9 protein-coding genes are annotated in these 12,022 nt (G+C 49.0%); 4 read left to right on the plus strand and 5 right to left on the minus strand.

Annotation, left to right across the window (positions count from 1 at the left end):
- Window positions 1–4: 4 nt before the first annotated feature.
- From ACTQ34_RS11860 to ACTQ34_RS11875, 4 genes are all read left to right on the plus strand, one after another.
- A complete protein-coding gene (locus ACTQ34_RS11860; RefSeq protein WP_441364006.1) occupies window positions 5–940 on the plus strand; it encodes a chemotaxis protein in 936 nt (311 codons plus the stop codon).
- A gap of 19 nt (window positions 941–959) precedes the next feature.
- On the plus strand, window positions 960–2,246 hold the full coding sequence (locus tag ACTQ34_RS11865) for an EAL and HDOD domain-containing protein (RefSeq protein ID WP_441364007.1): 1,287 nt from the start codon (window positions 960–962) through the stop codon (window positions 2,244–2,246).
- 119 nt (window positions 2,247–2,365) lie between these two features.
- Window positions 2,366–3,613 (plus strand): HD domain-containing phosphohydrolase, encoded by a 1,248-nt coding sequence (locus ACTQ34_RS11870; protein WP_441364008.1) that lies wholly within the window; start codon window positions 2,366–2,368, stop codon window positions 3,611–3,613.
- Between the two features lie 108 nt (window positions 3,614–3,721).
- Window positions 3,722–6,778, plus strand: a complete 3,057-nt coding sequence (locus ACTQ34_RS11875) for a bifunctional diguanylate cyclase/phosphodiesterase (RefSeq protein WP_441364009.1) — start codon at window positions 3,722–3,724, stop codon at window positions 6,776–6,778.
- 106 nt (window positions 6,779–6,884) lie between these two features.
- Here ACTQ34_RS11875 and ACTQ34_RS11880 read toward each other — a convergent pair whose 3' ends face one another.
- The 5 genes from ACTQ34_RS11880 to ACTQ34_RS11900 all read right to left on the minus strand — a co-directional run.
- Window positions 6,885–8,522, minus strand: coding sequence for a recombinase family protein (locus ACTQ34_RS11880; protein WP_441364010.1), 1,638 nt, complete (start codon window positions 8,520–8,522; stop codon window positions 6,885–6,887).
- 77 nt (window positions 8,523–8,599) lie between these two features.
- A complete protein-coding gene (locus ACTQ34_RS11885; protein WP_441364011.1) occupies window positions 8,600–8,911 on the minus strand; it encodes a hypothetical protein in 312 nt (103 codons plus the stop codon).
- Between the two features lie 26 nt (window positions 8,912–8,937).
- Complete coding sequence (gene mobQ, locus ACTQ34_RS11890; RefSeq protein WP_441364016.1) at window positions 8,938–10,413, minus strand: MobQ family relaxase; 1,476 nt, start codon at window positions 10,411–10,413, stop codon at window positions 8,938–8,940.
- 2 nt (window positions 10,414–10,415) lie between these two features.
- On the minus strand, window positions 10,416–10,733 hold the full coding sequence (locus tag ACTQ34_RS11895) for a DUF3847 domain-containing protein (RefSeq protein ID WP_441364012.1): 318 nt from the start codon (window positions 10,731–10,733) through the stop codon (window positions 10,416–10,418).
- 304 nt (window positions 10,734–11,037) lie between these two features.
- Window positions 11,038–12,022 (minus strand): S-layer homology domain-containing protein (locus tag ACTQ34_RS11900; RefSeq protein ID WP_441364013.1); only part of this gene is annotated, 985 nt, incomplete at its 5' end.

Below are 12,022 nucleotides of genomic sequence, written 5' to 3' on the forward strand. Positions count from 1 at the left end.
AGAAATGCAGGCAAATGAACGCGGTAAAATATTGCTTGAATCCGGTACGAATGAGATCGAGATCATGCAATTCACGATTGATGATAACTTGTATGGTATCAATGTGGCAAAGGTAAGGGAGATCATGATGAGTGCGCCTGTTAAGCCGATGCCGCATGCCCATCCTGCGGTAGAGGGTATCTTCAAGCCTCGTGATATTGTTTTGACCGTGGTGGATCTGCCGTATTATCTGACAGGAAAGCGGTCTGAACCGGATCCGAAGCATTTGTTTATCGTAACCAATTTTAATAAAATGTACATTGCATTTCGCGTGCATACGGTGGTGGGTATCAGCCGCATTTCGTGGACCGCGATTCAAAAGCCGGATAAGACCATTTCCGGCGGAGAAGAGGGCGTGGCGACCGGTATTGCGCAGTGTGATGATCAGTTGGTAACTGTTCTGGATTTTGAAAAGATTGTGGCGGAGATTGCACCGGAAACCACTATTCAGATACGGGAGATCGAAAAAATGGGCAACCGTGTGAGCAGGGATTGTCCTATCTTGATTGCAGAAGATTCGATTTTGCTCTCTCGCATGATTCAGGAAGCGCTCAATAAGGCAGGATATACGAATTTAAAAATGTTTTCCAATGGACAGGAACTGTGGGACTATATTAAGCCGTTGGCAGATGATCCGAAAACCCTGCTGCAAAAAGCAGCGATGGTAATTACGGATATCGAAATGCCGAGCATGGATGGACACCGCCTTACTAAACTGATTAAGTCGGATAATGTGCTGAAACAGGTGCCGGTTATAATCTTCTCTTCGCTTGTCACTGAGGAAATGCGAATTAAAGGAAAGCAGCTTGGTGCAGATGAGCAGTTGTCCAAACCGGAAATCGGTCATTTGGTAGATGTTATGGATGGGCTGCTGGAGCGTCGAGGCAGTAACTTGAATTGAGAAAACGGGGGCGGCAACCATGGAAAGAAGCAGATTCATCGTAAGACAGGCCATTAAGGATGCGGATAATCGTATCCTTGGATATGAAATCAAATATTCCGGAAGCGAAGCATATGGCGGAGAAAATGGAAACGATATTTCAGCGGCAGAAACAATTTATAATTTTCTGATGCAGAATTCAGAAAAGGCACTTCGTGATTCCTGCAGCTTTATGACGTTTACCAGTTCTTTGCTGGCAAAACGGACGCCACATCTGTTCAAAAGCAAGGATCTTGTGATTCAGATTGACGATAGCGTGATTATTCATCCGTTTGCCATGCATTTGGTGCAGCAGTATGTCAAAGAAGGCTATGAAATCGCGGCAAATGATTTTCAGTTTATGCCGAGATATCTGGCATTGATGGAGTATCTGGCGTATATTAAAATTGATTTGAGCCAGATGAGTCAGGCATCAGCAGAAAATATCATGCGGGTAGCGCACAGCATGCACAAAAAAGTTATTGCTACCGGTATAGATACGCAGGAACTGCGTGATACGGCAATCAGTCTGGGTGTTTATGGCATGCAGGGTACATATGTTGCCGACCAGATGGCCAACAAAGTGCACCAGAGTACCTATCTGCGCAGTAATTTCTTTCGTCTGGTGGTTGCAGTCACAAGAGAAGAGCCGGATATTCATGAGATTGAGCAGATTGTATCGACCGATGTTACATTGTCGTACAGCTTGTTGAAAATCGCGAACTCTGCGTATTTTGCGCGCAGAACACAGACCACTTCCATTCAGCAGGCTATTGTGACGCTTGGCTTGAGTCAGCTTAAGCGTTGGGTTTATCTGTTGAGTGCCGGGGATCAGGATGAAGCGCATCTGAGCGATTCTGAGGAGTTCATTAAGATTTCCTTTATGCGTGCAAGTTTTGCAAGTGAACTGCAAAAATATGTGAAGAAGCCTGTATTAACGAGATCCGAGGCATATTTGCTGGGTATGTTCTCGACATTGGAGTATTTGATTGATGCACCGATGGAAGAGATTCTTGCAGATATTCCGATGGTGGATGAACTGAAAAGCGCTTTGCTTCATCGTGAAGGACAGGGCGGCCTGTTGTTAGAGCTGGTTATCAGCTATGAAAAAGCTGATTGGAAGAAAATCACTGAAGATGCGGAATTGCTTGGCATTCCATCTGCGCAGCTTGCGACCATTTATTTCAATTGCATGGAAGAGGTTAACCGAATTTGGGATCAGATGTTGAATCCATCCCCGGCGGCTAAGCAGGATGCTGTGGAAGAGCAGCCCACAGAACAGAAGTAAGAGTTAGAGACATTGCAACATGATTGCAGTGACAACGGCGGCAAGGAAGCCAAAACAGCCTTGCCGCCGTATTTCAAATTTGTTCCATGAATACTTGAAAACGCAAAGGAAATGGCCTCATGATAGAGTTACCCAATGAAGATTTATATGAAATAATCATTCGCTCTTTGAATCGCGTCAATGACTTGCTGGTGGGACATGGTGAAAGAGTCGCTTATGGTGTTATGCGGCTTGCGGAACAGGATGGGCGCTTTTCAGAGGAAGAAATCGGTCAGCTTGTTTGGACAGTGCTGTTTCATGATATCGGAAATTTCCGTAAAACGGATACGTGGAATTTGGTACAGCTGGAAAACGATCAGGATTATTCGCATGCAATCTATGGTTTTTTGTTTCTCAAGACCTTTTTCCCGTTTTCGCAATATGCGCCGGTTGTTCGCTACCATCATTCCACCGATGCGGAAATTGAGAATGCCTGCATTGAGCAGAAGTTAAAATGGGTGGTCAAGTGCCTGCGTATTGTGGATGCGACTGATTTGTTTTTCGTCAATAATGGGCGGAAAGATATGGATAAAGTCAACGCCTATTTCCGGAATCTATCACGCAGATTATTCCCTGCAGGATTGCCGCTGGAGAGTGCAGAGTTTTCCATAATGCGTGATATGGATGCAATACACAGTCGTTTGCTGGAACGCATCAAGCATCAGGTGCTTTCCAATGTAGAAAAGGAAGCATTGCTGCGCACACTGGTTTGTTCGATGGACTTTCGGAGCCACTATACAGCATTGCATTGTTCTATGATGGTTCGGGCAAGTGATATGCTGGCGGATTGCTTTGGATTAGAGCAAAAGGTTAAAAGCGAAATTCATATCGGTGCGATGTTGCATGATTTGGGGAAAATAGCTATTCCGATTGAGATCCTGGAATCTCCCGGCAAATTGGACGGTCGTATGTGGGAGATTATGAAATCCCATGTCATGATCACTGAGGACATTCTGAAGGGATATGTCAGTGATGAAATTTTGCAGATTGCCATTCGGCATCATGAAACGCTTGATGGTTCAGGCTATCCGCGGGGCCTCAGTGGTGCGGAGTTGACATTGCCGCAGCGCATTGTAGCGGTAGGAGATATTGTCAGTGCGCTGTCAGAGGAAAGAAGCTATAAACAGGCTTTTCCGCTTCATGAGGTGATGAATATTCTCAAGCAAATGTGCCGTGCAGGAAAAATCTGTCCGAGAGTAGTGCAAATGTTGGAGGAGCATTGTGATTCCATCTATCATGCGGTGCTGGAGAAAGGGTTGCAAGCGGCAGACGCATTTGAGCAAATTTATGCGGAATATTATGAATTAACACAGCCGGAAATGGAATAATTGCTCAAATATGAGGTAAGAGGGCGACAAATTTACGAATTTGTGATATGATAATGGTGCTATCAAGGTTATAAAAAAATAATCTGTAAAAGAGAGAGAAGGTTGCACATGGCTTTTCCGTGGGAGTTCTTTGAAGAACTGGGCGAAATGGTATATGTTTCTGATCTCGAAACCGATACACTGGTGTATATGAATGCAAGTTTGCGCAATGCATTGGGAGTTCAGTCCCATGAAGAATATGTAGGGAAGAAATGCTATGATGTTCTTCAAGGGAATGATTCGCAGTGTTCTTTTTGCAACAAAGGAGAACTTGAGCCAGGAAAAATTTACACAAGAACCCATACCAATCCCATAATGAACCGGAAGTTTCAAGTAAAAGACAGCGTGTTTTATCAAGATGGAAAGAAATACCGGATACAAATTGCAATTGACATGGGTTCGGAAAAAACGGGACAGATTAGTTCCTTACCCGCACGTGCCGTTGAAATGCTCAATGGCTGCTTGCAGCGGGTGTTTGCGACCACAAGCCCTGATATAGCGTTAAACAATATCTTAGCTTATATGGGCGAGAAACTATTGTGTGATCGAGCCTATATCTTCGAATGGAATCATTCGGACAGAATGCGTAATACCTATGAATGGTGTGCAAAGGGTGTAGTTCCGCAAAAGCATATTTTGCAGAATGAGTCTGTGGAGAGTATCCAATGCCTGTTTCCGATACTGGAAGAGAAAAAAGTAATCGTCATCGATGATATGGAGCAGATAGGAAAGCAATATCCTGCTGCATATGCGTTTTTTAAGTCGTTGGATATCTCGTCGTTTGCTGCAGGGCCAATCAAGCGGGATGGTGAAATCATTGGATTTGTCGGCGTGGATGAGCCGGATCCGCGTATGATGCCGGTGCTCAAACCGATGTTGGAAGTGATCGGCTACTTTGTTCTTTCTCTCTTGAAGGGGAGGGAGCTGATTGAGCATTTGCGAAAGATAGGGCTTCATGACCCGTTAACCGGTGCTTTCAATCGAAATGCGCTCATTGAGTTTAATCAGCAGTCATCCATGCCTCCGGCTGGCGTGATCTATTGCGATATTACCGGGCTGAAAAAGATAAATGATGTGTTTGGTCACGTGAAAGGTGACCAAATGATTCGGCATTGTTATGAGCTGATTCATGAAGCGTTGGATACCGACTTGATTTATCGCACCGGCGGTGATGAGTTTGTCGTATTGTGTCCGCAGTGTGAAAAAGACGAATTCAATGAAAAGGTGCGGCAATTAAGACGGCTGATTCGCAAGGATGAATATCATATTGCGATTGGTTCTGCGTGGTCGGATCAGCATCCGCTGCAATTTGATGATTTGATTGCGAAGGCAGATCGCATGATGTATGAGAACAAAAGAAATTATTATGCATGGCAGATCATAGCGCATGATGCAGATCAAAGCTATGGCGTGTCTAAAGATATGGAAAAGATGGAGCAGCAAAATAGTCAGTTTCGAAGATTTCTGGAAAATACCTATTATGATATGGAGATGGTATTTGAATCCATCGCGCAGCAAAATTCGTCAAGCTATTTTTATTTTGGCGATATGCAGAAGGATTTGTTTTATATCTCTGACAACATGCGGGATGATTTCGGTTTTGAAAGCAATGTTGTTTCCGGTTTGTTTCGAGCATGGTCGCAGCGGATTAGTACACCGGAATTTCAGGATATCTTCTGGCAGGATGTTTCCGCCATGCTTCGGGAAAAACGTACCTTGCATGATCTGAGATATCAGGTGCGTGATATGTATGGCAATATCAAATGGGTTCAGTGCTATGGGATCATGAAATGGAGTGAAGATAAGCGCACACCTCTGTTCTTTTCCGGGCGCGTCTCGCATCAGGATGATGATTTTGTAATTGATCCGATTACCAACTTTCCACGCGAAACAGCTGCGTTTGGCCATCTTAATGAATTGCGCAAAACAGGACAAAAAACACAGATTATTAGCTTTAGTCTGAACAGTATTACAGAGATCAACAGTACAAAAGGACGCGCATATGCCGACAGACTGATAAAGAATATTGCCAACCGGCTAACAGAAACACTGTCATGGAAAATGACGTTCCATCGTTTGGAAGGCATGCGCTGCATGGCAGTGGTTAATCCGCTGTGTGTGGAAACGGATCAAGCTGCCGTGGAGCAGATTCGTGATATTATAGAGGATTGCTATGAGTCCATGGGAATCGCAATCCGAAATGTGTGTTCTTTTGCGCTGATGGAGTATCCTTGTGAAGATTTAACACCAGAAGATATGGTAGAAAATCTGGTTGCATTAATTCGAATTGCCAAGCAGGAGACCGATCAGCCGTTTATGGAATATTCCATAGAAAGCATCAAACGCATTCAACAAATGTCAAATATGGCACTGGCGCTTGAGCAGGATGTTCTAAATGATATGAAGAACTTTCGGGTTGTGGTCCAGCCAGTGGTATCGGCAAAGGATGGCAGTGTCATTGGCGGAGAGACTCTGCTGCGTTGGACATTCAAAGGAAAAGATGTTTCGCCAGCAGTCTTTATCCCGATTTTGGAAAAGGATAATATGATTCATATTGCCGGCCGTTGGGTCTTTGAGCAGGCGGCTCGAAATTGTATGCAGATGATTACGTATAATCCCCAGTTTTATCTAACCTTTAACGTCAGCTTACACCAACTTTCTGATACAGAACTTTTGAGTTTTATGGAGCAAACCTTGGAGAAATATCAGTTGAATGGTTCGCATCTGGTGACGGAGTTGACAGAAAGCTGTTTGGATGAGCAGCCGGAAATGCTGGAACATTTTGTGGAGGCCTGCGGCAAAATGGGAATGCGGATTGCGCTAGATGATTTCGGCAGCGGTTATTCTTCACTGCGGATGCTGCTGCAATACCCGTCCAGCATTATCAAGTTAGATCGTTCTCTATTGCAGGAAATCACCGAATCAGATCAGAAAATGCATTTTATCCGCAGTATTGTTTATGCATGTCATCAATTTGGCAAGAAGGTATGCATGGAAGGTGTAGAAAGAACCGATCAAAACACCATCATTCGCGACACAGGCTGCGATATGATTCAAGGATACTATTACTATCGGCCAATGGAATTAGGAGCGGTATATAGCTTGCTTAGCGAAAAAACACATTGAAATTAATACAAAAAAACCCGACTGCTGGTTAGCCGGGTGGTCGTAAAACAGTAAAATAAAAAATGGTGAAAACCTTGTGTTTTCAAGGGGTGCGGCGTGACTTCGGTCACGCCGTTTCCTCTTTCATCAGCTCATTCAGTGGGATGAAACCCAGCCCGTCATACTTGATGTGGATGTGCTGCACCCGCTTTCCGCTGGATTTGTCCGGTGCGTCCACATAGATGGCGGACACCAGTTCCCGAAGGGCGTAGCCGTCCAGCTCGTCGATACCCACATACTTGTGCGCCGTCTGAATGAACCTCTCAATGTTTTCGTTCTGTCGTTCCTGTACTTCAATTTCCTGCCGTAGAGTAATGCACTCGGCCTCCAACTGCTTCTGCTCCGTTTCATAGGTCAGGCTCAGCATATCGAAGCGGTCATCGCTCAGCCGCCCGCTGGCGTTGTCCTCGTAAATCCTGATGAACAGCCGTTTCAGCTCAGCGATGCGGTTTTCGTTCCGTTCCAACCGTTTCTTGCGGATGCGGATCTGCTCACTGCTTTCCAGCCGGAGCTGTTCTTCCATTACCGTGCGGAAATGTGCCTCATGCCGCAGAATATAGCCCGTCACAGCCTGAATGTGTTTCAGAACCACACGTTCCAAAACCTTGACCCGAATGAAGTGTCCCTTGCATTTCTCCTTGTCCTTGCGGTGCAGCGAACAATCAAAGAAGTCCTGTGCCGGATCGCCGTTGTTGGATGAGCCATAGTTCATTTTGGAACCGCAGTCGGCGCAATAGACAAGCCCGGAAAAGATGCTGCTTCGTCCTGTGCGGGTCTTGCGGTGCCGCTGCTGCCGGATTTCCTGCACCTTCTCAAACACGGCGTCCTCAATGATACGCTCATGGGTGTTTGGAAAGAGGGCCTGTTTCTCGATGGGCGTTTCCCGCTGCTTTTTGTCCCAGATGGAGTTGGTATAGGTCTTGAAGTTCACCGTACAGCCTGTGTACTCCCGCCGTTCCAGAATGTTGACCACACTGCTGTCCTTCCATCCATACGGATTTTCCGGCTTCTTATTTGGGCATTTTATTCCTTGCAGTGCTTTATATGCGGTGGGAGTCAGCACCTTGTCCGTTTTCAGTTGGTTGGCGATCTGCTTGGGACCCCGCCCCTCCATGCACATAGAGAAAATACGCTTCACCACATCGGCGGCTACCGGGTCAACCACCCAGCGGCGGGGATTCTCCGGGTCTTTCACATAGCCATAGGGCACATTGGTGGTCAAAGGTACGCCACGCTCACCTTTGGCTTTCTGGACGGCTCTGATCTTGCGGCTGGTGTCCCTGGCATAGAACTCGTTGAACCAGTTCTTGATGCCCGCAAAATCGTTGTCCACCCGGTTGGGGTCAATGGTGTCGTAGTTGTCGTTGATGGCGATGAAGCGGACACCATTCTGCGGAAAGGTGAAGTTGGTGTAGAGCCCGGTCAGTGCGGAGTTGCGGCCCAGCCGTGAGAGGTCCTTGGTGATCGCCACAGCCACCCGTCCCGCCTCGATTTCGGCCAGCATGGCCTGAAAACCGGGGCGGTCGTAGGTCACACCGCTTACACCGTCATCCACAAAAAACGTGGGATTAGGGAAGTGATGCTCCCTGGCGTACTGCAAAAGCATGGCTTTCTGGTTCTCAATGGACAGGGATTCGCCAGCCCGGTCATCCTCCTGAGACAGTCGGCAATAAAGGGCGGTCATTTTATCTGTTGCTCCGTACATTTCTGTATCCTCCTTTGGTGGAGCAACTGTCAGTACAGGATTGGTTGCTTCTATTGTACCAAGAGTCTGTGAATTTGTCATTCTGAATCCTCCATCTTTTCCGCAAACTTTCTGGATGTGATGCGTTCCAGCTTGCGGACAAAGTTTTCTGTTCCCTCATAGCTGCCTGTCACAACGTAGGTGGTTCCGTGGATGACCTCGGTAACGGTCAGTTCGGGAATCCAGAATGCGGAGAGATTCTTCACATGGATGTGGCCGTCCTCACCCCAAAAAAATCTGTGCTCGGCTTTCTCGAGAGACAGAGGTTCCGGTTTGGCATAGGGGTCTGGATTGGAGAAATAATATCCCTCCGGGTCGAGTTGGTGTTCAAATTGCGATTTCTGTTCCATAAGTACCTCCGGATTTTGTGTAAGAATTAGTGTTCAATTTCCTGCTTTTTCTGCCGTGTAACGGCGGTCTGGCGTTCCTGCGCATGCTGTACCTCATAGATGCTGTAATGGATACCCCAGAGCTTTTTCGTGTCGGCATACAGGGGCGTAAGCTCCTGCTGTAAATCCTTGTACTCCGTTTCCAGACGGGCCTTTTCCGCACGCCATGCAGCAACGGGAAGCTTGCCGTCCACCACTTGTCCTTTCAGCTTGCGCTCAGCCATGTAGAATAGGCGAAGCGTATCATCATGCTCAACCTTGTACTTCTGGCGGGATTTCTCAAAGCGGATGGTTTTCAGCTTGTCGGCAACGGGTTTTCCGGCCTTGTAGTAATCCGCCATGCGAAGCAGCTCGTCCAGTTCTTTGATGCGGGCCTGTTTCCCGGAAGCGGTCTTTTTCAGCGTGTCGATTTTGCCTTGCATGGTATGCAGAGCTGCGTCCAGATCGTCAGCTGTGTAGAGGCCTTTGGCTTCCAGATAGCTGACCGCCTCAGACAGCTTTTTCAGATTAGCGATCCTGGCTTTGCTGCTGTATGCACCCTTGTTGCGGTTGTCATAGTAGGCGGACAGAAGCTCCACCAGCGTAGGCGGCTGGGGCTTGGACAGCTCAGCTTTCACTTCTTTGAGCCAGTCGATCAGGGCGGCAATTTTCTGTTTCGCCTCCCGGAGCATGGCGTTGGTTTTCCTGATCCAGCGGTTGAGATCGCCCTTGTCGGTGCGGATGCCCTTGGCTTCCATGGCCCGGACGGTTGGCCCCTCATGCTGGGTGGGTATCTGCTCCACGCCCTGACGCTCAAAGCTGCGGTGGTCGATGCGGCAATCCAAACCTTTCTCGGCAAACTTGGCGTTGCAAAGTTCAGCCCATGCCTGTCGCCACGCTTCCAGCGTTTCCGGGCTGCCCCAGTCGGTGATAGGGACAGCATTGAACACATAGTTGCCAGTCTCGTCCCGGATGCGGTTGCCGTCCTCATCCAGCACATATTCCCGGCGTTGCTTGTTGTCCCATTTTCCGTCCGGCTCGACAGGGCGGATGGGACACATGACATGAAAATGCGGGTTTTGGATTCCACCATTCTCTTTGTCGGGGGAATGAACGGCAAAGTCCACTATCATACCCCGGCTCACAAAGTTTTGGAGCAAAAATTGCCTTGCAAGTTCGATGTTTTCCCGCATGGAAAACTCATTCTGCAAGGCAATATCGAAACTGTATGCAAGCTGCGCTTTCTTTCCTCGCTCAACTTTCTCCACGGCGTTCCAGAGTGTTTCCCGGTCAGAGAGAGAAGGCGGAGCGTGAGATGGCAGCAGGATTTCCGAACAGATCACGCCGCCCTTGCGGGTGTAGTCACTGTCCTCGCCGTAATACTCGCTGTGCAGCTTTTCGCCGGAGCGATAGGCGGCAGTAGCCACGGCAGACTGTCCGGCGCTGCGCTTGATCTGGGTTACATGAAAATGGAATAACGCAATGGTCAGGACCTCCCTTCGTATTCAGCCCGGTTGTGTTCGTTGACGGCCGCCATAAGCAAGCCCTTGACCTCCGGCAAGGCGAAGGCTTTTTCCGCAAAGGAATAGAACTCGGTCTCGCTCAAAACCTTAACAAGCGGAGCCACGCTCTCCACAGCGGCTCCACGGGTAATGAGCTTGTGTGCCCGTTTCCGGCGGTCGCCTTTCTCGTAGTAGCTGCGGCGATTTTCAAGCTGCTGCTGTTTGTGCCGGAGCTGGGTAAGCTGGCGCTCATTGTCAGCGATCTCGGCTTTCAGCTCGGGGATGGTCTTTTGTTTCGGCATGATTAGTCCTCCTTGATTTAGATGTAGTGATATAAAAAGACCGCCTACAATTTCAGTAGACGGTCTGACTGACGGTATGGGATTTTCAGACTTTGCGGCGGGGACTGTCTGCGTCAGCAGATTGTTCCTGCTGCAAAGTGCGCTGGGATAGATGCCGCAGGCATCGCAAGGGGTGCAGCCCCTTGTACGGAACGCAGTGACGCAAAACAGCCCGGACATTCGAGTGTCCGGGCTGTTCGCCTCGCAGAGCGCACATACAGGGTTTACCCTGTATAGAAGTGCGCCATTCGGTTTCAGATGCTGCTTACTTCACAAAGAAGCGATACAGGAAGGTCACGATCTGGGCGCGGGTGCAATCCGCGTTGGGGCTGAAGGTGGTGTCAGTGGTGCCGCTGGTGACACCATTGGCCACCGCCCACATGACCGCCTCGCCGTAGTAGTTCTCTAGGTCCACATCGGAGAAGGGATTCAGGAACATCCATGCGCCCTGCATGCCGCCGCCCTGGGCCTGCTCACTGCGGTAGATGAAGGTCATGGCCTGAGCGCGGGTGCAGGTGGCGTTGGGACCGAAGGTGGTGTCGCCGGTGCCTTTGGTGATGCCCTGGCTGACAGCCCAGCGGACAGCCTCGGCATAGTAGGCGTCAGCGGGAACATCGGAGAAGTCCATGGCATAGTTCACCACAGGACTTCCCACCGCGCGCCACAGGAAGGTGACAATCTGGGCCCGGGTGCAGGGGGCGTTGGGTGCAAAGTGGGTATCATCCACGCCGCCGGTGATGCCGTTCTCGGCGGCCCACAGCACCGCGTCGTAGTAGTAAGCATTGGCGGGCACATCCACGAAGAAGTTCAACATGGTGTTGTCTTCCATGAAGATGACCTCGACATTCACCTTGTCTGCGGGCTGGGTGAAGCTGTAGGTGCCGTCGCCGTTGTTGGTGACTTTCACAGCATTGCCGTTCTTGTCTGTGACAAGGATCTGCTCCACCGTATAGCCGGCATCGGGCTTGGGCGTGATGGTGACGGTGTCGCCCTTCTTGGGAGACTTGGGGCTGACGGTCACGCTGCCGTTTTCGGGCTGGGTCACCGTGGGAGGATAGGTGGGAGTAGAGCCGCCGCTGGAAGAGGACACCACATAGGGCTTAATGCTGCCGGTCAGATTGTTGTAGTTGTCCCCGTCAGTGGGGGTATAAGTCCAGTTGTAGGCGGTGTTGGCTGTCACAGCGGTGTCGGCGGCAACGTCCCACGCGATGGAGCCGCCGGTCGGCGTGATGGTGCCGATAGCCAGCGCC

The sequence above is a fragment of the Agathobaculum sp. LCP25S3_E8 genome (assembly GCF_052117165.1).
Lineage (GTDB): Bacteria > Bacillota > Clostridia > Oscillospirales > Butyricicoccaceae > Agathobaculum.

Bases quoted from the DNA above. Each gene is read 5' to 3' on its own strand.
- ACTQ34_RS11880 (WP_441364010.1), bottom strand. From the start codon at position 8,522: ATGTACGGAGCAACAGATAAAATGACCGCCCTTTATTGCCGACTGTCT.
- ACTQ34_RS11875 (WP_441364009.1), top strand. From the start codon at position 3,722: ATGGCTTTTCCGTGGGAGTTCTTTGAAGAACTGGGCGAAATGGTATAT.
- ACTQ34_RS11885 (WP_441364011.1), bottom strand. From the start codon at position 8,911: ATGGAACAGAAATCGCAATTTGAACACCAACTCGACCCGGAGGGATAT.
- ACTQ34_RS11860 (WP_441364006.1), top strand. From the start codon at position 5: ATGCAGGCAAATGAACGCGGTAAAATATTGCTTGAATCCGGTACGAAT.
- ACTQ34_RS11870 (WP_441364008.1), top strand. From the start codon at position 2,366: ATGATAGAGTTACCCAATGAAGATTTATATGAAATAATCATTCGCTCT.
- ACTQ34_RS11865 (WP_441364007.1), top strand. From the start codon at position 960: ATGGAAAGAAGCAGATTCATCGTAAGACAGGCCATTAAGGATGCGGAT.
- ACTQ34_RS11895 (WP_441364012.1), bottom strand. From the start codon at position 10,733: ATGCCGAAACAAAAGACCATCCCCGAGCTGAAAGCCGAGATCGCTGAC.